The organism is Paludibacterium flexuosum, from assembly GCF_037076605.1.
GTDB lineage: Bacteria > Pseudomonadota > Gammaproteobacteria > Burkholderiales > Chromobacteriaceae > Paludibacterium.
This window is the reverse complement of record NZ_AP029060.1, coordinates 1,476,348-1,500,524: the sequence shown is the minus strand read 5'-3', so window position 1 is coordinate 1,500,524 and position 24,177 is coordinate 1,476,348. Positions and strand designations below refer to the sequence as shown.

General features: G+C 61.9%; 18 protein-coding genes and 2 riboswitches. Of the genes, 15 read left to right on the top strand and 3 right to left on the bottom strand.

Going from position 1 to position 24,177, the window contains the following annotated elements; all coding sequences use genetic code 11:
• Positions 1-3: 3 nt before the first annotated feature.
• From AACH39_RS07090 to cheD, 7 genes are all read left to right on the top strand, one after another.
• Positions 4-369: a response regulator gene (locus AACH39_RS07090; protein ID WP_215781579.1), complete on the top strand. Its 366-nt coding sequence runs from the start codon at positions 4-6 to the stop codon at positions 367-369.
• An 82-nt stretch (positions 370-451) separates the two neighbouring features.
• Positions 452-2,578, top strand: a complete 2,127-nt coding sequence (locus tag AACH39_RS07085) for a chemotaxis protein CheW (protein WP_252346179.1) — start codon at positions 452-454, stop codon at positions 2,576-2,578.
• 24 nt (positions 2,579-2,602) lie between these two features.
• Positions 2,603-3,130, top strand: coding sequence for a chemotaxis protein CheW (locus tag AACH39_RS07080; RefSeq protein ID WP_252346180.1), 528 nt, complete (start codon positions 2,603-2,605; stop codon positions 3,128-3,130).
• Between the two features lies 1 nt (position 3,131).
• Positions 3,132-5,930: a methyl-accepting chemotaxis protein gene (locus AACH39_RS07075; RefSeq protein WP_338621186.1), complete on the top strand. Its 2,799-nt coding sequence runs from the start codon at positions 3,132-3,134 to the stop codon at positions 5,928-5,930.
• Positions 5,931-6,008: 78 nt separating this feature from the next.
• The gene (locus AACH39_RS07070; protein ID WP_215781586.1) at positions 6,009-6,836 is read left to right on the top strand and encodes a CheR family methyltransferase; all 828 of its coding nucleotides are present in this window, start codon (positions 6,009-6,011) and stop codon (positions 6,834-6,836) included.
• Positions 6,837-6,842: 6 nt separating this feature from the next.
• A complete protein-coding gene (locus AACH39_RS07065; protein WP_252346181.1) occupies positions 6,843-7,898 on the top strand; it encodes a chemotaxis response regulator protein-glutamate methylesterase in 1,056 nt (351 codons plus the stop codon).
• Between the two features lie 5 nt (positions 7,899-7,903).
• Positions 7,904-8,503 (top strand): chemoreceptor glutamine deamidase CheD, encoded by a 600-nt coding sequence (gene cheD, locus AACH39_RS07060; protein ID WP_215781590.1) that lies wholly within the window; start codon positions 7,904-7,906, stop codon positions 8,501-8,503.
• Between the two features lie 74 nt (positions 8,504-8,577).
• On the opposite strand, the gene fdxA is transcribed toward cheD, so the two are convergent.
• The gene (gene fdxA, locus AACH39_RS07055) at positions 8,578-8,901 is read right to left on the bottom strand and encodes a ferredoxin FdxA (RefSeq protein WP_215781592.1); all 324 of its coding nucleotides are present in this window, start codon (positions 8,899-8,901) and stop codon (positions 8,578-8,580) included.
• A gap of 46 nt (positions 8,902-8,947) precedes the next feature.
• Here fdxA and gluQRS point away from each other — a divergent pair, with 46 nt between their 5' ends.
• The 4 genes from gluQRS (at position 8,948) to arcC (ending at position 13,668) form a co-directional block, all read left to right on the top strand.
• Entirely contained in the window at positions 8,948-9,868 is a 921-nt protein-coding gene (gluQRS, locus tag AACH39_RS07050) for a tRNA glutamyl-Q(34) synthetase GluQRS (RefSeq protein ID WP_338621185.1), read from the top strand.
• A gap of 431 nt (positions 9,869-10,299) precedes the next feature.
• Positions 10,300-11,532, top strand: coding sequence for an arginine deiminase (locus AACH39_RS07045; RefSeq protein ID WP_215781597.1), 1,233 nt, complete (start codon positions 10,300-10,302; stop codon positions 11,530-11,532).
• Between the two features lie 98 nt (positions 11,533-11,630).
• Positions 11,631-12,635, top strand: coding sequence for an ornithine carbamoyltransferase (locus tag AACH39_RS07040; protein WP_215778195.1), 1,005 nt, complete (start codon positions 11,631-11,633; stop codon positions 12,633-12,635).
• 85 nt (positions 12,636-12,720) lie between these two features.
• Positions 12,721-13,668, top strand: coding sequence for a carbamate kinase (gene arcC, locus AACH39_RS07035; RefSeq protein ID WP_215781599.1), 948 nt, complete (start codon positions 12,721-12,723; stop codon positions 13,666-13,668).
• Positions 13,669-13,754: 86 nt separating this feature from the next.
• Here the strand turns inward: arcC and AACH39_RS07030 are convergent, their stop codons facing one another.
• Positions 13,755-16,625, bottom strand: a complete 2,871-nt coding sequence (locus AACH39_RS07030) for an HD domain-containing phosphohydrolase (protein WP_338621184.1) — start codon at positions 16,623-16,625, stop codon at positions 13,755-13,757.
• A 143-nt stretch (positions 16,626-16,768) separates the two neighbouring features.
• Positions 16,769-18,217 carry a glycoside hydrolase family 1 protein gene (locus AACH39_RS07025; protein ID WP_215781604.1) on the bottom strand — a complete coding sequence of 483 codons (1,449 nt, stop codon included), beginning with the start codon at positions 18,215-18,217 and terminating at the stop codon, positions 16,769-16,771.
• Between the two features lie 127 nt (positions 18,218-18,344).
• On the opposite strand from AACH39_RS07025, the gene AACH39_RS07020 reads away from it, so the two are divergent.
• From AACH39_RS07020 to gcvP, 4 genes are all read left to right on the top strand, one after another.
• The gene (locus tag AACH39_RS07020; protein ID WP_338621183.1) at positions 18,345-19,358 is read left to right on the top strand and encodes a LacI family DNA-binding transcriptional regulator; all 1,014 of its coding nucleotides are present in this window, start codon (positions 18,345-18,347) and stop codon (positions 19,356-19,358) included.
• 105 nt (positions 19,359-19,463) lie between these two features.
• Positions 19,464-19,553: riboswitch (glycine riboswitch) on the top strand.
• A gap of 9 nt (positions 19,554-19,562) precedes the next feature.
• Positions 19,563-19,657, top strand: a riboswitch (glycine riboswitch).
• A 40-nt stretch (positions 19,658-19,697) separates the two neighbouring features.
• Positions 19,698-20,786, top strand: coding sequence for a glycine cleavage system aminomethyltransferase GcvT (gene gcvT, locus AACH39_RS07015; RefSeq protein WP_215781608.1), 1,089 nt, complete (start codon positions 19,698-19,700; stop codon positions 20,784-20,786).
• A 31-nt stretch (positions 20,787-20,817) separates the two neighbouring features.
• On the top strand, positions 20,818-21,204 hold the full coding sequence (gene gcvH / locus AACH39_RS07010) for a glycine cleavage system protein GcvH (protein ID WP_215781616.1): 387 nt from the start codon (positions 20,818-20,820) through the stop codon (positions 21,202-21,204).
• A gap of 93 nt (positions 21,205-21,297) precedes the next feature.
• On the top strand, positions 21,298-24,156 hold the full coding sequence (gene gcvP / locus AACH39_RS07005; protein WP_338621182.1) for an aminomethyl-transferring glycine dehydrogenase: 2,859 nt from the start codon (positions 21,298-21,300) through the stop codon (positions 24,154-24,156).
• The last annotated feature ends 21 nt before the right edge of the window (positions 24,157-24,177 follow it).

Here is a 24,177-nt window from a genome sequence, read left to right as displayed (position 1 = left end):
ATCATGGCAAAGAAGATTCTGACGGTCGATGACTCGGCCTCCATTCGCCAAATGGTCAGCTTCACCCTGAAAAGCGCCGGTTACGACGTGAGTGAAGCGGTGGATGGCCAGGCCGGCCTGACGACTGCACAGAGCGCACATTTCGACCTGGTGCTGACCGACCAGAACATGCCGGGCATGGATGGCCTGTCCCTGGTGCGGGCACTGCGCAAACTGCCCGCCTATGGCAGCACGCCGATCCTGATGCTGACCACCGAGTCCAGCGAACAAATGAAAACCATGGGACGGGCGGCCGGCGCAACCGGCTGGCTGGTCAAGCCGTTTGATCCGCAAAAACTGCTGGACGTCGTCAAGCGCCTGGTCGGCTAGCCGACCCCGGCCGGCGGCGTCTGCACCGGCGGGCAAGTCTTGATGTCGCGCCTTACTGGAGGGGGATCAAGTGTCGATTGATATGACGCAGTTTCATCAAGTGTTTTTCGATGAGACCGACGAACACCTGGCGTCGATGGAGTCCCTGTTGCTGGAACTGGACATTCATGCCCCGGACCAGGAGGCCCTGAACGCCATTTTCCGTGCCGCACACTCCATCAAGGGCGGCAGCGCCACCTTTGGCTTCAGCGACCTGGCCGAACTGACCCATGTACTGGAAAACCTGCTGGACCGCATCCGCAAAGGGACCCTGGACCTGACCGCGCCGATGGTCGATGCCTTCCTGCATGCCAAGGATGTACTGGCCGCTCTGCTGGCCAGCCACCGCGGCGGCGAGCCGGTCGAAGAAGCGGAGGTCGAGCAGGTCAAGCAAACCCTGGACGCCCTCGGTCAGGGGCAGCAGGAAGTCGTCAGCGCGCCGCAGGCAGCACCCGCGCCGCCTGCATGGCACGATCTGTTCATCGAAATCGATCCGCTGGAATCCGTGGATGTCGCTGCGCTGATCGATGACCTGTCCCGCCACGGCGAGTTGCAGACCGTGCAGCAGGGCAGTGCCGAACCGGCCCTGCCCTGGGTACTCAAGCTGCATTCCGCCATGGACCTGCCCGAAGTCTGTGAAACCCTGGCTTTTGCACTGGACCCGTCGGTGTTCAGAGTCACGCGCGATCTCGGTGCCGAAGAAACCGAAGGCTTCGGCCTGTTTCTGGGCGCCCCGGCCGCGCCCAGCCCGGATGTGATGCTGGAAGAGGACGGCTTCGGTCTGTTCACGCCGGTCGATGCGCCGCACGAAGCCATCGAGGACGAGGGCTTCGGCCTGTTCCACCCCGTCCCGCCGCCCCCGGCTGCCGAGCCGGCACAGGCTTCACCACACGCCGCGCCGCCCCACCCTCCGACACCGGGCGAACGCAGCGAGCGAGCGGCACCAGCTGCCAGCAGCGCGGCCTCGGCGGAAAACTCCATCCGCGTCAATATCGAAAAAGTGGATCTGTTGCTCAACCTGGTCGGCGAACTGGTCATCACCCAGTCCATGCTGATGCAGTCCGGCAATGCGCTGGACTCGGTCGAGCATGAAAGACTGATCAACGGCATCAACCTGCTGCAGCGCAACTCGCGCGAATTGCAGGAAGCCGTGATGTCGATCCGCATGACGCCGGTCGCCTTTGTTTTCAACCGCTTCCCGCGCGTGGTGCGCGACATGGCGCAAAAACTCGACAAGCAAGTCGAGCTGAAGATGGTGGGCGAAAACACCGAACTGGACAAAAGCTTCATCGAGAAGCTGGCCGACCCGCTGACCCACCTGGTGCGCAACAGCCTCGATCACGGCATCGAGTCACCGGAAGAACGCATCCGCAAGGGCAAGTCGCCTCAGGGGCAGTTGACCCTGCGCGCCTTCCATCAGGGGGGCAGCATCGTCATCGAAGTCACCGATGACGGCGCCGGCCTCGATCGCGAACGCATCCTGGCCAAGGCCCGTGAACGCGGCATGGCCGTGTCCGACAGCATGAGCGATGTGGAAGTCTGGAACCTGATCTTCGAGCCGGGCTTTTCCACGGCGGCGCAGATCACCGATGTCTCCGGTCGCGGTGTCGGCATGGACGTGGTCAAGCGCAACATCCAGACCCTCGGCGGCCGGGTGGAGATTGAATCCCTGCGCGACTACGGCACCACCATCGGCATCCATCTGCCGCTGACCCTGGCCATCATGGACGGCATGTCGGTGCGCATCGGTCAGGAGACCTACATCCTGCCGCTGTCCTTCATTCTCGAATCCCTGCAGCCGCAGCCCCAGGACGTGCGCACCGTGTCCGGCCGCGGCAGGGTGGTCAATGTGCGCGGCGAATACCTGCCGATCGTGGCGCTGGGCAAGATGTTCCATGTGCCCGATGCCCGCCATGAACCGACCGAGGCCATCCTGATCATCGTCGAGAGCGACGACACCCGGGTGGCACTGCTGGTCGATGACCTGATCGGCCAGCAGCAGTTCGTGGTGAAGAACCTGGAAACCAATTACCACAAAGTCGAAGGCCTGTCCGGGGCCACCATCATGGGCGACGGGCATGTGGCGCTGATTCTGGACGTCACCACCATCGTGCGCCGCAATCAGAAAGCCGCCCAGGCGCTGAGCATGAATCTGGCGAGTACCGAATAAGGCCTTATCAGGGGGAACGGGAACATGACACAAACCGATATGGAAGATCCGGCGCTGGCGGCAGCCAGAGAACTGCTGGTATTCACACTCGGCGCCGAACAATACGCCATCGACATCCTCAAGGTGCAGGAAATCCGTGGCTATGAGTCCGTGACGCGCATCGCCGGTGCGCCGAACTTTATCAAGGGGGTAGTCAATCTGCGCGGCAGCATCGTGCCGATTGTCGACATGCGGCTCAAATTCGACCTGGGCGACGCCAGTTACACCCCCTTCACCGTGGTGATCATTCTCAACGTGCTGTCACGCACGGTCGGCATCGTGGTCGACGGCGTGTCGGACGTGATCCAGCTCAAGCCGGAGGCCATCCGACCGGCGCCGGAATTCGGTGCCGCTGTCGACACCGCCTATATCGAAGGCCTGACGCCGGTCGGCGACAGCATGGTGATTGTGATGGATATCGAACGATTGATGAGTAGCGCGGAAATGAGCTTGATGGAAGTCGAGCGTCATGCCCAAAGCGGCCAACAACTGGGAGGTGTGTCAAATGGCTAGCATGAAAGTAAAGCACCGGCTGACGCTCGGCTTCGGTCTGGTGATTGTGGTGATCGCAGCCAGTATGGGGATCGCCGTTTCTCAGATCAGCAGCTTGCGGGCCAGCGTCGAAGAAACGTCGTCGGTTCACGTGCCCCGGGCCAAGGCCGCCAACGATATTATCGATGCGGTCAATGCGCATGCCCGCTCTGTCCGGACCATGTTGCTGGCCGACAGTCAGGACATGATCGACGGGCAGATCAAGCAGGCCGAAGCATCCAGCCGGGAGGTGACGGCTGCCTTTGAGGTCCTGACCAACACGCCCGGCAGCGCGGAAAGCATGCAGCTACAGCAGGAGGCGCAGACATCGCGCACCGGCTATCGCAACGACTATGCGACTTTTATCCAGCTGTTCAAGGAAGGCAAAAAAGAGGAAGCACGCAAGTTCCTGCTCAGCCAGATGCGGAATACTCAGTTGGTCTACATGGATCAGGTCAACAAGCTGATCAAGCTGGAGCAGGATCAGTCCCAGCAACTGGCCAACCAGTCTTCCAATCAGGCGAGCCGTACGGAATGGGTGCTGATGATATCGGCGGGCGTGACGCTGCTGCTGGCCATCATTGCCGGCTGGCTGATCTCCCGTTCGCTGATGAGCGAGCTGGGCGGCGAGCCGGCAGAAGCCCGCAAGCTGATGGAGGAACTGGCCGAAGGTGAGGTCACCACCACGCTGAACCTGAAAAAGGGCGATGACAGCAGCCTGTTTGCCTATATGAGCAAGGCGGCGCAGCAAGCCATCGAGAACATCCGCGTACGCAAGGCGCTGGATGCGGCCGGCACCAATGTGATGATCGCCGATGCCAGCAACCGCATCATCTATATGAATGAAGCGGTACTCAACCTGTTCCGCGCTGCCGAGGCCGATATCCGCAAGGAAATCCCCAGCTTCAGTGCCAACAACATTCTTGGCAGCAGCATGGATACCTTCCACCGCAATCCGTCACACCAGCAACGTCTGATCAAGGACCTGCGCCAGACCCACAACGGCACCATCAAGATCGGCGGACGGACCCTGACCATCAGTGCCACGCCGGTATTTGGCAAGAGCGGTGCCGTACTCGGCACCACGGTCGAGTGGCAGGACAAGACCGCCGAACTGGCAATGCAGGAGCGCGAACAGGAGCGTCTGGCCGAAGAGCGCAAGCTGTCGGAAGAAAATGCCCGTATCCGCAGCGCCCTGGACAATGTCAGCACCAGCGTGATGATTGCCGACCCCAACGGCAACATCATCTATATGAACCGCAGTGTGCAGGAACTGATGCAGAACGCCGAGTCGGACATCCGCAAGGACCTGCCGAATTTCGAAGCACGCGGCCTGCTCGGGCGCTCGTTTGACGGCTTCCACAAGACGCCTTCGCATCAGCGCGACATGCTGGCCAACCTGCGCGGTACCCACCGTACCCAGATCAAGGTTGGTGGCCGGACCTTCTCGCTGGCCGCCAGCCCGGTCTTCACCGCCGGTGGCGATCGCCTCGGGACCGCGGTGGAATGGCGCGACCGCACCCTGGAAGTGCAGGTGGAGGAAGAGGTCTCGGCGATTGTCAGCGCCGCCTCGCGGGGTGACTTTGAACACCGCGTGCGCATGGAGGGCAAGGAAGGCTTCTTCAAGATGCTGGGTGAAGCGCTCAACTCGCTGCTGGATGTCACCAGTAATGGCCTGCAGGATATTGCCAACGTGCTGAGTGCCGTCGCCAAGGGCGATCTGACCCATACCATCCACAGCGACTATCAGGGCCTGTTTGGTACCCTCAAGCAAGATACCAACACCACGGTCGAGCGCCTGCGCGAAATCGTCACCAACATCAAGGAGTCGACCGACTCGATCAATACCGCCTCGCGCGAAATTGCCGCCGGTAACGCCAACCTGTCCAGCCGTACCGAACAGCAGGCAGCCAGCCTGGAAGAAACCGCTTCCAGCATGGAAGAGATCACCAGTACCGTGCGTCAGAACGCCGACAATGCCAAGAAAGCCAATCAACTGGCCATCGGCTCGTCCGACATCGCATCGCGCGGAGGCCAGGTCGTCGGCCAGGTGGTGTCGACCATGAGCGAGATCAACGAAAGCGCCCGCAAGATCGTCGACATCATCAGCGTCATCGACGGCATTGCCTTCCAGACCAATATCCTGGCCCTCAACGCGGCGGTGGAAGCTGCGCGCGCCGGCGAGCAGGGCCGAGGCTTTGCCGTGGTGGCCAGCGAGGTGCGCAACCTGGCCCAGCGTTCTGCCGGTGCCGCCAAGGAAATCAAGGGCCTGATCGGCGACTCGGTGGAAAAAGTCGAGTCCGGTTCGCGGCTGGTGGATGAGGCCGGTCGTACCATGCAGGAAATCGTCTCGGCGATTACCCGTGTCACCGACATCATGAGCGAAATCTCGGCCGCCTCGGTCGAGCAGAGCTCCGGCATCGAACAGGTGAATCTGGCCGTCACGCAGATGGACGAAAACACCCAGAAAAACGCGGCATTGGTGGAAGAGGCCGCGGCAGCCGCCGAATCGCTGGAAGAGCAGGCGCGCAACCTGGCCGAGGCCGTCGCCTTGTTCAAGTTGAAAGAGGGTGACAAGAGCGTCCGCCGCGATGCCCCGGCACAGGTCGTCAAGCCGGTGGCGACCCCGGTCAAGCCGGCCTCGGTGGCCCAGATCGGCCGGGCGCCGGCCGGAGAGAGGGTACTGCCCAAGCCGGAAAGCCATGCGGCCGCTACCCCGGCGCCACGCATTGCCCAGGTGTCGGCGACACGTGAGGGCGAAGGGGAGTGGGAAGAATTCTGATGGGGGCGGAGATCCGGGGGGCGTGGCCAGCAAGAGCCTTCACCCCCGGTCTTCTTTGCAGCGTGCAGCGGGAATGCCATGTCGATTGATGATCGTGACCTGACCTTTACCGCGGCGGACTTCCGCCGCGTGCGTGACATGGTCTATCGCCATGCCGGTATCTCCTTGTCCGATGCCAAAAGCGATATGGCCTATGCCCGCCTGGCCCGCCGGGTTCGTGCCATGGGGGAAAAGCGCTTCAGCGTCTATCTCGATGTCCTGTCCGCCGATCCGGCACACCCCGAATGGCAGTCATTCATCAATGCCCTGACCACCAATCTGACCGCTTTCTTTCGCGAGCCGCATCACTTCGAGATGCTGGCCAAACATTACAGCCACCACGCCGAACGAGAGGTCTACCGTGTGTGGAGCTCGGCCTCGTCAACGGGCGAAGAGGCTTATTCGGCCGCCATGACCCTGGCCGAAACCCGGCCCAAAGTGCCGTGCCGCTTTGAATTGCTGGCCACCGACATCGATACCAACGTGCTCAAGACGGCAGCCAACGGGGTGTATCCGGAGGAGCGCATCGCCCTGTTGAAAGAGCGACAGCTCAAGACACACTTCCTGCGCGGCAAGGGCAGCAACGAAGGCAAGGTGCGCATCAAACCGGCGTTGCGCGCAGTGATCGAATTTGCCCAGCTCAATCTGATTGCCGAACGCTGGCCGGACATCGGGCTGTTTGATGCCGTGTTTTGTCGCAATGTGCTGATCTATTTCGACAGCGAGACACAGCGCAACATCCTGCATCATCTGGCCGAACACATGCAGCCGCATGCCCTGCTGTTCCTCGGGCATTCGGAGAATATTCAACTGATTACCGATATTTTTACGCCCTGCGGCAGAACGACGTACCGCAAGGCCGGGTAGACGCCTATGTCGCCTTCTGTGAACAAGATCCGGGTAGTGGTGGTCGATGACTCGGCCCTGATCCGCAGCCTGCTGACCAGCATCATCGATGGTGCGCCCGACATGGAGGTGGTGGCGACGGCCGCCGATCCGCTGGTGGCGCGCGAACGCATCCGTGAAACCGACCCCGATGTGATTACCCTCGATGTCGAAATGCCGCGCATGGACGGCATCGAATTCCTGCGGCGCCTGATGCGCCTGCGCCCCACACCGGTACTGATGATCTCCACGCTGACACAGCAGGGTTCGGAAACCGCACTGACCGCCCTCGAACTGGGCGCGGTGGATTTCATCCCCAAACCGAGCACCAATGTCAATGCCGGCATGCAGGCCTACGCCGAAGAGATCCGCGAGAAAATCCGTATGGCCGCCGCGGCACGCAAGCGCCTGCCGACCCGGCCCCCCGTTGCGCCGGCGCCCCCCGTGGCAGGCAGACCCATGCGGCTGAATCCGAACAAGCTGGTATTCGTTGGGGCCTCGACCGGCGGGACCGAAGCCATCCGCACTTTTCTCGGAGGTATGCCCGGCGAGTGTCCGCCGATCCTGATCGTGCAGCACATGCCCGAGAACTTTACGTTTTCATTCGCCAATCGACTCGACACGCTTTGCGCCATGCACGTCAAGGAAGCCGAAGACGGCGAGGCCGTATGCCGCAACACCGCCTATATCGCCCCGGGCCATTCGCACATGCGTATCTGCCGGCGGCAGTCCGGCTGGTATATCGGCCTTGACCAGAGCGAACCGGTCAACCGTCATCGCCCGGCGGTGGATGTCCTGTTTGATTCGGCCGCCGAGCGGGTAGGGCGCGACGCCGTGGCCGTGATCATGACCGGCATGGGCAAGGATGGTGCCCGCGGCATGCTGGCCATGCACCAGGCCGGGGCCTATACCCTGGCGCAGGACGAGGCCAGCAGCATTGTTTACGGCATGCCGAAAGAGGCGGTGGCAGTCGGCGGGGTGGACGAGATCTGCCCTCTGGACCGTCTGGCGCCCAGGGTGCTGGAACAATTGCGGATCGGGTGAGCGTCATGTCCCATAACGGGCACGGCCTAGACTACTTCGACCAGCAGTTCCGGCTGCCGGCGATCAAGCTGTTGCCCGGCGATTATGTCGCCACCCAGGATGACCGCCTGCTGGTGACCGTGCTCGGATCCTGTGTCGCTGCCTGTCTGCGAGACCCGGCGTCCGGTGTCTGCGGCATGAATCACTTCATGCTGCCGGAAAGCCGCAGCGTGTCCGCCGCCGACAGCCTGTCCTCGCGCTTCGGCATTCAGGCCATGGAGCTGCTGATTACCGACATGCAAAAACGCGGCGCCCGGCGCGACCGGCTGCAAGCCAAGGTCTTTGGTGCCGGCAAAGTGCTGGACGGCATGAATGTCGTCAACGTCGGCGAACTCAATGCCGCCTTCGTGCGCAGCTACCTCGACCTGGAGCGCATCCCCATCGTCGCCAGCGACCTGCTGGGCGAAACCGCGCGCAAAGTCTACTTCTTCACCGATAGCGGCAAAGTGATGATCCGCCGCCTGAACACCGAGAAAGTGGCCAAACTGGCCGTACGCGAAAAGCAATACCGCGACAGCATCGTGCAGGAAGAAAGCCAGAGCGGCAGCATCGACCTGTTCGATTAAGACGGCGATTAAGACGGGGTCAGGTCTTGCATTTTGCGTCCGGACGCAAAATGCAAGACCTGACCCCCGGGTGATTATTTTTCCAGCTGGTCGAGTTTGCCTTTGACGGCTGCCCATTGCTCATGATCCGGCAACGGATCTTTTTTCTGTATAATCAGCGGCCATTTTTTTGCCAGTTCCGCATTCAGCGAAACAAAGACCTGCTGGCCGGCCGGAATATCATCTTCGGCATAAATGGCTTCCACCGGGCATTCGGCGACGCACAGCGTGCAGTCGATGCATTCATCCGGATCGATGGCGAGAAAATTCGGCCCTTCGTGGAAGCAGTCGACCGGGCAGACATCCACGCAGTCGGTGTATTTGCATTTGATACAGGCATCCGTTACAACGTAGGCCATTGGAAAATCCCTTTTTATTGACTGATTCAGAGTGTCATTTTAATCGATGTCGTCCATTTGCGATTCCCACACTTATTGTGGGCGTTTTGCGCCCAGTCCGACCGGCTTGCTGCATGCCGGTTCCCTGATGACCGCGGTCGGCAGTTATCTGGAGGCCAGGACCCGGGGCGGGCGCTGGCTGGTGCGCATCGAAGATCTCGATACTCCGCGCATGGTGCCCGGTGCCGCTGACGAAATCCTGCGCACGCTGGCGCGTCTGGGGTTCGCCTGGGATGGCGAGGTGGTCTATCAAAGCCGGCGCCATGAGCGGTATCGTGCCGCACTCGACGCCCTGATCAATCAGGATCTGGCCTATGCCTGCCGCTGTTCGCGACGCGAGATCCAGGCGGTGGCCGCCAGAGGGCTCGACGGGGCCGTGTATCCCGGTACCTGCCGTGCGCTGCAGCTGAAACCGCAGCCAGGCCTGGCCTGGCGTCTGCGGGTTGACCTCGCCGGCGAGCAGGCCTTTGGCGATCGTCTGCAAGGTCGCTATGCCCAGAACCTGCCGCGTGACATCGGTGACTTCGTTCTGCTGCGGGCCGATGGTTACTGGGCCTATCAACTGGCCGTGGTCGTGGATGATGCCGATCAGGGCGTCACCGACGTGGTGCGCGGAGCGGATCTGCTGGTGTCGACCCCGCGCCAGATCTGGCTGCAACAGCGGCTGGGCCTGACGACGCCGGGATATTGCCATCTGCCGCTGCTGGTCAATGCGGCGGGCGAGAAGTTATCGAAACAGACGCTGGCACCCTCAATCAGTGCCGATGCCGCACTGGATGAGCTGGCCCTGGCACTGACCCGGCTGGGTCATCGCCCGCCGGCCGGACTGATTTCGCTCTCCGAGCTGTGGTCATGGGCCCACAATCACTGGCGTCTGGAGAATGTGCCAAAAGGTCCGGTTTTTGATGTGAATATGTCGTGGATATAAACCCACTTGCGTTAATGCGACGTGAATTTTCGCCTAATACCGCTTGCAAGAAACTTTGTCAATAAAACGCAATATAGATAAGTTGACCTTTATCAATTATTACATCAATCTTCTTTGCCCGAATGCCATGTCCTTACTATGATTGCAGCTCAGCAAATCGGAATGTTAATATTCAAGAGTTTTAGAATATTCTAATTCTTGTTATTGATGGCAGGATCGAGGCTGAGAATCAGGGCTCCTGAATCAGTTTCCACTCGTGTGCCGTGTCTGCGGCACATGCGGCAAATCGGGTTTCGCCTTTCCGCGTATCAAACGGGTTCAATCTGGTCTGGATGACCGGCTTGAGCCGTTGCCGATGAGCCATGCGCAGTCGTTGCGACCGTAGCGGTTGCGAACAATTTCACAATGATGGCGATATTGAAGGAAGCAAGATGACCAAGTTTGGTGTCCACTCTGAATGCGGCAAGCTCCATAGCGTGATGGTTGCCCGTCCTGGCCTGGCTCACAAGCGTTTGACCCCGGGCAACTGTGACAGCATGTTGTTTGATGATGTGATCTGGGTAGAACGCGCGCAGAAAGACCACGACTACATGGTGGAACAAATGCGCGCTCGCGGCGTGCATGTCATCGAGCTGACCGAAGCGCTGGCCAAGGTGCTGGAAGACAAGGCCGGTCGTGCCTGGGTACTGGATCGCAAGATCAAGGCCGACAACGTCGGCATCGGCATGCTGGGTGACCTGCGTGCCTGGCTGGATGAAATGCCGGCCTTCCAGCTGGCCGAACACATGATTGGCGGTATCGCCAAGTTCGAACTGCCGTTCGACGCCAAGGGCCTGTTCGGTGGCTATCTGGAACACTCCGATTTCGTGCTGCCGGCTGTGCCGAACATTCTGTTCCAGCGCGACCCGAGCTGCTGGATGTACGAAGGCGTCACCCTGAACCCGATGTACTGGCCGGCTCGCCGCCAGGAAACCCTGCTGCAGCAGGCGGTTTACCAGTTCCACCCGTACTTCGCCGGCAAGGTGAAGGTATGGTGGGGTGACAGCGACAAGGATTATGGCCTGGCCACCCTGGAAGGCGGCGACGTGATGCCGATCGGCAACGGCGTGGTCCTGATCGGCATGGGCGAACGCACCAGCCCGCAGGCTGTGGTACAAGTGGCCCGCAACATTCTGGGCAAGGAAGGCGGCGCGACCCGCGTCATCGCCTGTGAAATGCCGAAGACCCGTGCCGCCATGCACCTGGATACCGTGTTCAGCTTCCTCGACATCGACCTGCTGTCGGTCTTCCCGGACGTGGTCGACGAGATCACCTGCACCAGCATGTACCAGGGCGACAAGGAAGGCGAAGTCCGCTTCGAACGTCACGAAGGCAAGCACCTGACCGAAGTGGTGCGCGAAGCCCTGGGTCTGAAGGAAATCAACATGATTCAGACCGGTGGTGATGCCTACCAGCGCGAACGCGAACAGTGGGATGACGGCAATAACGTCGTGGCCCTGGACCGCCGCGTGGTGGTGGCTTACGACCGCAATACCTATACCAACCGCCTGATGCGCGAGCATGGTGTGGAAGTGATCGAGATCCCGGCCGCCGAACTGGGCCGTGGCCGTGGTGGTGGTCACTGCATGACCTGCCCGCTGATCCGCGACGCTGTATCGATCTGATCTGACGGCGCCCGGCCTGTTGCGGACGGGCGCCAGTAATACCCGTTTAACGGTAATTCATTTTCTGGCAGTAACCCCTTATTCATCAGGAGTTAGACATGGCTTTCAATCTGCGCAACCGTCATTTTCTGAAGATGCTGGACTTCACCCCGCGTGAAATCCGCTACATGCTGGACCTGGCCCGTGATCTGAAGCGTGCCAAGTACAACGGCACCGAGCAGCAGCACCTGAAGGGCAAAAATGTCGCTCTGATCTTCGAAAAGACCTCGACCCGTACCCGCTGTGCGTTCGAAGTGGCCTGCTATGACCAGGGCGCGCACGTGACCTACCTCGGCCCGTCCGGTTCGCAGATCGGTCACAAGGAATCGATGAAGGATACCGCCCGCGTTCTGGGCCGCATGTACGATGCCATCGAATACCGTGGTTTCAGCCAGGAAATGGTTGAGAAGGAACTGGCTGCCTACGCTGGTGTGCCGGTGTACAACGGTCTGACCGACGAATTCCACCCGACCCAGATGCTGGCCGACGTGCTGACCATGTGGGAAAACAGCGACAAGCCGCTGTCCCAGATCAGCTACACCTACATGGGTGACGCCCGCAACAACATGGGTAACTCGCTGCTGGTGATCGGTTGCAAACTGGGTATGCACGTACGCATCGGTGCGCCGAAGCACCTGTGGCCGACCGACGAACTGGTTGCCGAGTGCAAGAAGATCGCCGCTGAAACCGGCGCCCGCATCACGCTGACCGAAGATCCGGTCGAAGCCGTGAAGGGTACCGACTTCGTTCACACCGACGTCTGGGTGTCGATGGGCGAGCCGGAATCGGCCTGGAAGGAACGTATCGACCTGCTGAAGCCGTATCAGGTCAACATGGCGCTGATGAAGGCCAGCGGCAACCCGAACGTGAAGTTCATGCACTGCCTGCCGGCGTACCACAACAAGGAAACCAAGATCGGTCAGTGGGTCTTCGAGACCTTCGGTCTGGACGGCGTGGAAGTGACCGAAGACGTCTTCGAGTCGCCGATGGCCCTGCAGTTCGAACAAGCTGAAAACCGCATGCACACCATCAAGGCGATCCTGGTCGCCACCCTGGGTGACTGATCTGCCGTAATGGTCGGACCGGGCGTCGTGCCCATCGTGACGACGCCCTCTATTGACGAATGAAACAAGTTTTGAGGTAAGCAACATGCGAGTAGTCGTAGCTCTGGGTGGTAACGCCCTGCAACGCCGCGGTGAAGTGATGACCGCCGAAAACCAGCGCAACAACGTCAAGATCGCCGCCAAGCAACTGGCGACCGTCGCCAACAAGCACCAACTGGTCGTGGCTCACGGTAACGGCCCGCAAGTTGGCCTGCTGGGTCTGCAGAATGATGCCTATGCCCGTCACGTTGACGGCAAGGTGACCCCGTACCCGCTGGACGTGCTGGGCGCCCAGACCGAAGGCATGATCGGCTACATGATCGAACAAGAGCTGGGTAACGAGCTGCCGTTCGAAGTGCCGCTGGCCACCATCCTGTGTCAGACCGAAGTCGATGCCAATGATCCGGCATTCAAGAACCCGACCAAGTTCGTCGGCCCGGTCTACACCAAGGAAGACGCTGAAAAGATGGCCGCCGAAAAGGGCTGGACCGTCAAGGCCGATGGCGAGTACTACCGTCGTGTGGTACCGAGCCCGAAGCCGAAGCGCATTTTCGAAATGCGTCCGATCAAGTGGATGATGGAAAAGGGCACCGTGGTGATCGCTGCCGGCGGTGGCGGCATCCCGACCATGTACGATGCCAGCGGCAAGCGCCTGGGTGGTGTCGAAGCCGTCATCGACAAGGACCTGTCCTCCTCCCTGCTGGCGCGTGAAGTCGAAGCCGATTACTTCGTGATCGCCACCGACGTGAAGAGCGTGTTCGTTGGCTGGGGTACCCCGGAAGCCAAGGCCATCCGCATGGCTCACCCGGACGAAATGGACAAGCTGGGCTTTGCGGCCGGCTCCATGGGCCCGAAGGTCGAAGCGGCTTGCGAATTTGCCCGTCTGACCGGCAAGCGTGCCGTGATCGGCGCGCTGGAAGACATCGAAATGATCGTCGAAGGCAAGGCCGGCACCATCATCTCGACCGAAAAGGCCGGGATCGAATGGTACTGATCGCCTGATTGTCACGCCGCGCGCGTGACACGGTGACAAGAAAACGGGGCCGATGGCCCCGTTTCTGTTTGATTGCCCCCGAGACGTCAGTTGTCCGGCAGCATCGCCAGATAGGGCGCGGCTGACACCACGTCCTGCAGCCCGGCCGCCATGAATTGTTCGGCGTAGCTGCGCCAGATATCGTCTTGCAGGAAGACCCGCAGCAGCGCGACGTCCAGATGCCCGCCGCAGGCCATTTGCACCATGATTTTCAACACCTCGCTCATCGGCTTGGCTTCTTTATAGGGCCGGTCCGAGGCGGTGAGCGCCTCAAACACATCCGCAATCGCCATGACCCGTGCCAGTACGCTCATCTGCGCACCCTTCAACCCGCGCGGATAGCCCTTGCCGTCGATCCGCTCATGATGACCGCCGGCAATTTCCGGCACCTGCTGCAGGTGCGCCGGCAACGGCAGCGTGCCGAGCATCTTGATGGTCTCCATGATGTGCTCGTTGATCTTGTAACGCTCCTCTTCGTTGAGCGTGCCGCGCCGGATGGACAGGTTGTAGTACTCGCCGAGATTGGCGCGCCAGGCCGGTCGCTGCAGGGTAAAGCCCCAGCGCAGATCCTCCTGCCGGCTGTCCGCCGGCCAGGGATAGCGGTGAATCGCCTTGTCGTCGAGCAGCTTCTCCTCGACCGGCAAGGATGCAGCCGCTGTTTGTGCCACATGTTGCGATTCGAGGTGCCCCAGCCCCAGACGGTCGCTGAGTGTGCGCTGCCAGCGCCGCTCGGCGATCTGCTGCAGGCGCGCCAGATCCGCATCGGACATGGCTTCACTGCCGATATTGCAGTGCGCGACAAAGGCAAAATCCGCATCCAGCTGTGAGTGCGCCTCGGTCCGTTGCTGCTGCAGTAAATGAGGGTCGCCGCCCGCACACAGGCCCTGCCAGTAACGAATGTCGGCATCGCGTTTGAGGACCTCGAAGCGCATGCGGATTTCGTGGATGCGGTTGTAGAGGGTTTCCAGTTTGGTGGCCTTGTCGACGATGTATTCCGGCGTGGTGACCTTGCCGCAATCATGCAGCCAGCTGGCGAAAAAGAGGGCCTGGCGATCCTCTTCACGCATGCTGAAATCCGCCAGGCTGCCGTGGCGGCATTGCTCCGCCGCCTCTGCCAGCGCCTGGGCAATGTGCGGCACACGCTTGCAGTGTCCGCCGGTATAAGGCGATTTGGTATCAATCGCACTGGCAATCAGCTCGACCAGCGCATTCATCAGCGTCTGCAGCGAGTTGGCCAGTTGCCGGTTGTGCAGGGCGATGGCAGCAAAGCTGACCAGCGCTTTCAGGTAGTTCAGGCGGCCCCAGTTCGGTGCAATGGGTCCCTGTGCCGGATCCGCCAGCACCAGCAGTCCGTTCATCGCCTGATTCTCCAGCCGCAAGACAAACACCGTCAGGCGGGCTGTCTGTCCGGGACACAGCGCCTGCATACCCTGCGGGAGCCATGCCGTGCGGACACTCAGCATGGCCGCCTCGCCACCCGTGCCGCTCAGTGCCGCCAGCAGGGCATCGTCCACCGGCAGAGTGCCGATGGCCAGGGTCTCCGCCTGCTGTGTCTGTCCGCAACTGGGCACGAGCTGATCGTCCTGCCGCAACCAGATGGCAGCCCGCTCGGCGTCCATCGCCTGCCGGGTGGTTTGCAGCAACATTTGCATCAATTGCCCGGTCTCGGTTTCGGCGACGATTTGCCGGCTCAGACCAATGAAGTCGCGGATGGTGATCTTCATCGATTCGGTCGCCGTCATGAGGGCATTCATCTCCCGTACCGGCGTGCGTTGCAGTGGCGGGGTATCGAAATCCATGGCCTGGATGCGCAGCGTGGTTTCCACCAGATGCTGAATCGGCCGGCTGATCCAGTTGGCCAGCAGCCAGCCCAGCGGCAACAGTACCAGCAGAAGCAGAAGGGGAATGCGCACTGCATCGCGGCTGATGGCCACCCCTTCGGCAAATACCTCGTGCTCCGGTACCAGCATCAGCAATTGCAAGGGGGCGGCGCCCTGACTGGCCACCTGACTCAGGGCCACCCGCCAGCTTTCATTCTCTGCCTGCCAGGTCGCCGACAGCGACTGAGGGGACTGCTGCTGCCAGGCCTGCAGCGCGGCGTCTGCCAGGCGGGCATCCTGTGTCGTGCCGACCAGCAGATTGCGCTGGGCATCCAGCAAGATCAGCCGGGCATGCGGGCTGGGCCGCTGTTGCAGCAGCAGGCTGTGCAGCCGCGAGAGCTGGGTGTCGACACCGTAGATCACCTTGCCGTCATGGCTGCGGCGCGCATGGGTGATGCCCAGTTCCTCGGTGGTGGCAAAGCGATACAGGCCGGTGTGCACCACGCCGGTCGCTGTCTGAGCCATTTGAAACCAGGGCCGCTGCGCCGGGTGGTAGGACCGGATGACATAGAAAGGGGCGGCGAGCGCCCGTCCCTCGTGATTCATGAACTGGAACTGCTGCCGGGCCGGACCGGCGGCGTGAGGCGGAATCTGCTGCAGCAGCCAGCGGGTACCGGGCGGGGCATGGGCAAAGCGCTGGCGGATGGCGCCGTCCAGGCGGCGCACCAGCAAGAAAGCGCCATCCTCCTGACCACAGAATACGGCCTGCAAGTCAGGATTGTTCTGCAGACTGGCAATGAACAGTCCGATCTGCTGGGCGGCTTGTGCCGGTGCCGGTGTCGGCAGGCTGGCGAGCAGCGCGACTGCCGTTTCCGCCCGGCTTCCGGCCTGACTGACCTCCTGGCTGACCGCATGCACGCTTTGCCGGAACAGGCGGTTTTGTGCAATGAGCTGCTGCTGTTGCAATTGCTGGTAATAAAACAGCATCAGCGGTATGGCGGTGAGCAGTACCAGGCCGGCAATCAGCAGACACAGCAGGACCCTGACCGAGCTGCCGTCGATGAAGGGATGATCCGCGGGAGGATGGGATTCGGCCATGGCTCGCGCTCCCTGCACAGGCGTTTGGCGATTATGGATTGTTATTCATACCTGATAGTCAGCATCGGCAGGAATGGCAAGAAATAATACCGCCCCCGGGCCAGATGGCCGGGGGGCGGCAAACCACCGGGGGGCAGGCTGGATCAGTCGGCCAGCAACCCCTGGCTGCCGTTGGCGCGGATCACGCGCTGATACCAGAAGAAGCTGTCCTTGCGGATGCGCGCCAGATCGCGCGGGTCGGTCTCGTCACGGTTGATGTACACGAAGCCGTAACGCTTCTGATAACCGTTGAGCCAGCTGAGCAGATCGGTAAACGACCAGGCGCAGTAGCCGAGCAGCTCGGTGCCGTCGCTGATGGCCTGCTGGCAGGCCAGCAGATGACGGCGCAGGAAATCAATGCGGTAGTCGTCATGCACCTTGCCGTCATCGGTCAGGGTATCGAACTCGCCCAGGCCGTTTTCGGTAATCAGGATCGGCAGCCGGTAGCGGCTGGTGACCCGGCGCAGGGTAATGCGCAGACCATCCGGATCAATCGCCCAGTCCCAGTTGGACGTCGGCAGATGCGGGTTGGCCACGGTCTTGAACAAGCCGGGAACGCCGCTGTCCGGCGTACTGCCTTTCTGGCCACTGGTATTGAAGTCGGCGGCACCGACACCGTCCAGTCCGTTGTCTTCGAAGGTTTGCGAGAAATAGTAATTGATGCCGAGGAAATCCGGCCGGGCACTGGCCAGCAGCTCGGCATCGCCGGCCTCTGTCTGCGGCGCCTCGCCCTGGGCCTCCAGCCAGCGCCAGGCTGAACGCGGATATTGCCCGGTGACATACACATCCAGCCACCAGTGATTATTGAACTCTTCGGCACTCTCTGCCGCGATGATGTCGGCAGGCTGGCTGCTGGCGGCATACGCCGGGCAATAGCTGAACGTCGGCCCGATGCGACCCTGCGGCACCAGCTCGCGGAAAGAACGGATGGCGCGCGCATTGGCCAGGAAGGCGTGATGATTGGCCTGATAGAAGCGACGACGGTCCTGCACGGCGGGCGGGTGCTTGGCCAGCAGGTAGCTGCGGATGGTGTCGATGTTCTGCTCGTTGAGCGTGATCCAGGTGCGCACCTTGTGGCCGAAACGCTGGAACAGGGTGCGGCAGTAATGATCAAAGTCGTCGACAATGCGCCGCGACTCCCAGGCCCCATACTCATCCATCAGACATTGCGGGGCATCCCAGTGATACAGCGTCACCACCGGCTCGATCCCGTGTGCCAGCAAGGCATCGATCAGCCGCTCATAGAAAGCCAGACCGCCTTCGTTCGGCTCGCCCCGGCCCTGCGGGAAAATGCGTGGCCAGCTGATCGAGAAGCGATACGCCTTCAGCCCCATCTCGGCCATCAGGGCGACATCTTCGGCATAGCGATGGTAATGATCGACCGCCACATCACCGTTACTGCCCTTGAAGGTCCGCCCCGGCTGCTTGCTGAACACATCCCATACCGACGGCCCCTTGCCGTCTGCCTGCCACCCGCCCTCGATTTGATAGGCTGCCGAGGCGGCACCCCAGAGGAAATCGCTCGGGAAGGGCTGCCATTGACGATGATGCATGTGCTGACTCCTGGTTACGCTGTTTTGATCAGTATTTTTGCTTTTGCAAACGTTGTCAATAAAAATGACAACGTTTGCATGATTGAAATGCGCTAAGATGTCGGCAAAGCAATCAATCAGGATGCTCATGTCTGTTTCTGCGCCTCATTCCCCGGCGACGCTGATGGCGGTCGCCCAACGCGCCGGCGTTTCCGCCAGCACCGTCTCGCGTTTCCTCAGCGGCAAAGCCCGCCTGTCCGCCTCGGCCCGCCAGGCCGTGGAAGAGGCCATCGCCGCACTGGACTATCGCCCCAATGCGCTGGCGCAAAGCCTGAAGCGCGGCGCCTCCATGACCATCGGCGTGCTGACGCCGGCCGTGGACAGCCCGCTGCTGAGTGCCGCCTTGCTCGGCATTGACCAGACGCTGAGCGCCCAGGGCTATGTCCCGCTGATGGCCTGTGGTCACTGGCTGGCGCAAGAAGAACAGAAGCGCATCGATCTGCTGCTGTCGCAGCGGGTCGACGGCCTGATCATCCTGTCGAGCGCCCTGCCGGACGAGGCCCTGGCGCGGCTGGCCGCCCGGCTGCCACTGATGGTCATCGGCGCCGGCGCGCCGGCCGCATGGCGTCTCGGCGTCGACAATCAGCAGGGGGCCTGGCAGGCCACGCAACATCTGTTATCGCTGGGACATCGGCGCATCGCCCATATTGCCGGACCCGCAGACCGCGCCAGTGCCCGGGCCCGGCTGGCAGGTTACCGGCAGGCCATGCAGGAGGCCGGTCTGGCGCCGGAGCCGGCGCTGATCCGCGAGGGCGACTGGCTGCCGGCCAGCGGCGAGCAGGCGGTCGAGCACTGGTTGTCACAGGGGCAGTCCTTCACCGCCATTTTTGCCGCCAACGACCAGATGGCCGCCGGTGCCCGTCTGGCCTTGTACCGTCACGGTCTGGCCGTACCCGGGCAAGTCTCGCTGATTGGCTTCGATGCCGTGCCGGCCTCTGCCTGCATGACCCCGCCGCTGACGACGGTTGACACCCACATGCCCGCGCTCGGCGCCCGGGCGGCCGAACTGCTGGTGCGCCGACTGCGTGGGGAAAGCGTGTCGGACACCCTCCTGCCGCCTCGTTTGTTAGTGCGAGAATCCTGTGCGCCACAGGCGCAATGACAGGGCAGGCAGGGTGGGACGGATGAGCGAGACTTGCTTTAGATAAAACTATTGTCATATTCGTTGGCCAGTGTCTTGCCAACCGTCTATTCACCCTTGATAATCGCCATTCATGCAGGAGAGAGCCGGTCCGACCGGCCGCCGAAGGCGCAAGCGCACCCGCAATCGCTCAGGCAAAAGGACTGCATCGTCAGAACCGTCAGGTTCGAAAACTCTGGAGAGCGGTGCCGCAGCATCCACCGAAGGGGCTAACGGTCGAATGACCGGAAAATCTCAGGTGTCAGGACAGAGGGGTGTGAGTTGCATTAGTGCTTTCACACACTTCTTTGAGGATGCGCCATGACGGCCCCGAAACGCACACCCCTGTTTGCAGAACATGTTGCCGCCCAAGGCAAGATGGTTGATTTTGCCGGTTGGGAAATGCCCATCCACTATGGTTCGCAGCTCAAGGAGCACGAACTGGTGCGTGCCGATGCCGGCATGTTCGATGTGTCCCACATGACGGTGGTGGATATCACCGGTTCGCAAGCCAGGGCCTGGCTGCAAAAACTCATCGCCAACGATGTCGCCAAGCTCGGCTTCGAAGGCAAGGCGCTGTATTCCGGCATGCTCAACCAGGACGGCGGCGTGGTCGACGACCTGATCGTCTACCTGACCAGCTACGGCTACCGCATGGTGATCAATGCCGGCACCACCGAAAAGGACCTGGCCTGGATGGAAAGCCAGCGCGCCGGCTTCGACGTGCAACTCAAGGTGCGCCGCGACCTGGCCATGCTGGCCGTGCAGGGCCCGAATGCCATCGCCAAGTTCTGCGACGTCAAGCCGGAAGCGGCCGACCGCGTCAAGGCGCTCAAGGTCTTCCAGGGCGTCTTCTGTGGTGAGTGGTTCATCGCCCGCACCGGCTATACCGGTGAGGATGGTCTGGAGCTGATGCTGCCGGCCGAAGAGATTGCCGGGCTGTTCCGTGCGCTGATCGCCGGTGGCGTGGCGCCGTGTGGTCTGGGCGCGCGCGACACCCTGCGGCTGGAAGCCGGCATGAACCTGTACGGTCATGACATGGATGAAAGCGTGTTGCCGCTGGAAGCCGGCATGGGCTGGACCATCGCCTGGGAACCGGCCGAGCGCGACTTCAATGGTCGCAAGGCGCTGGAAGCCGCCAAGGCGGCCGGTCTGAAGATGAAACAGGTGGGCCTGGTGCTGGAAGGCCGCGGCGTGCTGCGCGATGGTCTGCGCGTAGTGGTGCCCGGCGTCGGCGAAGGCGTGATTACCAGCGGCAGCTTCTCGCCCACCCTCAAGCATTCCATTGCCATTGCCCGTGTGCCGGTCGGTACCGGTGCAGAGGCGCAAGTGGATCTGCGTGGCACCCTGACCCCGGTGCGCGTGGTCAAAATGCCGTTCGTGCGCAATGGCAAGAAGGTTTTCGAATAATCGCAACCCATACGAACACAGGGAGTTTGTAATGAGCAATATTCCGTCCGACCTGAAATATGTTGCCAGCCACGAGTGGCTGCGCCTTGGCGCCGATGGCGTGATCACCGTGGGCATCACCCACCATGCGCAGGAACTGCTGGGCGACATCGTGTTCGTCGAGCTGCCGCAAGTCGAAGCCGCCCTGGCGGCCGACGAGCAGGCCGGGGTCGTGGAGTCGGTCAAGGCTGCCTCCGATGTGTACTGTCCGATCGCCGGCACCGTGGTGGAAGTCAATGCCACGCTGGAAGCCGAGCCGCAGCTGGCCAATACCGACCCGTATGGCGAAGGCTGGTTCTTCAAGATGCGTCCGGCCAACCCGGCCGACTTTGACGCCCTGATGGACGCTGCCGCCTACGCTGCCGAAATCGGCGAGTAAGCCTGTCTTTTCGGCGCATTGCGAGGGTGCATTGCCGATGGCGAATGCACCCTACTTCAATGTGTCTCCGGAATTGATGCAAGGATTGAAGCCATGACCACGCTTTCCCAGCTGTTCAACCGCGATGAATTCATCGCCCGTCATATCGGACCGTCCGATGCCGACCGTCAGGCCATGCTGGCCACCGTCGGCGCTTCCTCGCTGGAAGACCTGATCGATCAGACCGTACCGTCCGCCATCCGCCTGCGCGGCAAACTGCCACTGCCGGAGGCCCGTCCGGAAGCCGAGGCACTGGAAGTGCTCAAACAGCTGGCCCGGCAGAACGTGATCAAACAATCGTATATCGGCATGGGCTACCACCCGACGCTGACCCCGGCGGTCATCCTGCGCAATGTGCTGGAAAACCCGGGCTGGTATACCGCCTATACCCCGTACCAGGCCGAAATCGCCCAGGGCCGTCTGGAAGCCCTGCTCAACTACCAGCAGATGGTGATCGACCTGACCGGCCTCGAGCTGGCCAACGCCTCGCTGCTGGACGAAGCCACCGCCGCCGCCGAAGCCATGGCCATGGCGCGTCGCGTCTCCAAGAGCAAGTCGAACCGTTTCTTCGTCGACAGCCGCGTGCTGCCGCAAACCCTGGACGTGCTGAAAACCCGTGCCAAGTACTTCGGCTTCGAGCTGAGTCAGGGGCATCCGGAGCAGGCCGGTCAGGAAGAATACTTTGGTGCGCTGTTCCAGTACCCCGGTGAAGCCGGCGATGTGCTGGACCTGTCGGCACCGATTGCCGCCGCCAAGGCCCGCGGTGCGGTGGCCATCGTGGCCGCCGACATCATGGCCCTGGTGCTGCTCAAGTCACCGGCCGAACTGGGCGCGGACATCGCCCTGGGATCGACCCAGCGCTTCGGCGTGCCGATGGGCTTCGGTGGCCCACACGCTGCCTACTTCGCCTTCAGGGACGACATGAAGCGCTCGGCCCCGGGCCGCATCATCGGGGTGTCGGTCGACGCCAAGGGCAAACAGGCCCTGCGCATGGCCCTGCAGACTCGCGAACAACACATCCGCCGCGAAAAGGCCAACTCCAACATCTGCACCTCGCAGGTCCTGCTGGCCAATATCGCCGGCATGTACGCCGTCTACCACGGCCCGCAAGGCATCCAGCGCATCGCCCATCGCATCCACCGCCTGGCGGCCCTGTTTGCGGCCGCCGTGAAGCAGGCCGGCGGCAAGCTGGTATTCGACCGCTTCTATGACACCGTGCAAGTCGATCTCGGCAGCCGTGCCGCCGACGTGCTGCGCGCCGCCTGCGACGCCGGCTACAACCTGCGCGATGCCGGCCATGGCATCGTCGGCCTGAGCTTCCATGAAGCCACCACCGCCGACGACCTGCAGGCCCTGATCCGCCTGTTCACCGGCAAGGACACCGACCTGGCAGCACTGGACGCCGCTACCGCCGATGCCTTCCCGGCCTCGCTCAAGCGCGAATCCGCCATCCTCAGCCACCCGGTGTTCAATCGTTATCACACCGAACACGAAATGCTGCGTTACCTGAAGCGGCTGGAAAACCGCGATCTGGCGATGAACCATTCGATGATCTCGCTGGGCTCCTGCACCATGAAGCTCAACGCCGTCAGCGAAATGCTGCCGATCACCTGGCCCGAATTCGCCAACATCCATCCGTTCGCGCCGCGCGATCAGGTGGGTGGCTATCTGCAGATGATCGACGGCCTGGCCGAGCAGCTCAAGGCCATCACCGGCTTCGACGCCATCTGCATGCAGCCGAACTCGGGTGCCCAGGGCGAGTACGCCGGCCTGCTGGCGATCAGCCGCTACCATGAAGCACGTGGCGAAGGCCATCGCCATGTCTGCCTGATCCCGCGTTCGGCACACGGTACCAACCCGGCCTCGGCACAAATGATGAACATGCAGGTCGTGGTGGTGGATTGCGACGACTCCGGCAACGTCGATGTGGCCGATCTCAAGGCCAAGGCCGAGCAGCACAGCGCCAACCTGGCCTGCCTGATGATCACCTACCCGTCGACCCACGGCGTGTTCGAAGCCTCGATCAAAGAGATCTGCGAGATCGTGCATGCCCATGGCGGTCAGGTGTACATGGACGGTGCCAACCTGAATGCCCAGGTCGGCCTGATGCGTCCGGCCGATATCGGTGCCGACGTCAGCCACATGAACCTGCACAAGACCTTCTGCATTCCGCACGGCGGTGGCGGCCCGGGCATGGGGCCGATCGGCCTGAAGGCCCACCTGGCCCCGCATATGGCCAACCATGCGGTGACCCCGATTGCCAATGGCTCGGAAGGGCAGAGTGCCGTGTCCGCCGCACCGTTCGGCTCGGCCTCGATCCTGCCGATCTCGTGGATGTACATCACCATGATGGGCGCCGAAGGCCTGAAACAGGCCACCAGCAACGCCCTGCTCAACGGCAACTACATTGCCAGCGCCCTGGCCGGACATTACCCGGTGCTGTATACCGGCGCCAATGGCCGGGTGGCCCACGAGTGCATCATCGACCTGCGTCCGCTCAAGGCCGCCAGCGGCGTCACCGAAGTGGATGTGGCCAAGCGCCTGATGGACTACGGCTTCCATGCGCCGACCATGAGCTTCCCGGTACCGGGCACGCTGATGATCGAGCCGACCGAATCGGAGTCCAAGGCCGAACTCGACCGCTTCATCGCCGCCATGCTGGCGATCCGCGCCGAGATCGACAAGGTACAGAACGGCATCTGGCCGAAGGATGACAACCCGCTGTGCAATGCACCGCACAGCAAGGCCGACATCGCCGGCGACTGGTCGCACCCCTACAGCCGCGAAGAAGCCCTGTTCCCGCTGCCGTATGTGTTCGACAACAAGTTCTGGCCGAGCGTGAACCGCATCGATGACGTCTACGGCGACCGCAACCTGGTCTGCAGCTGCCCGTCGACCGACAGCTACCGCTAAGACCTCAGGCTGAAACAAAAC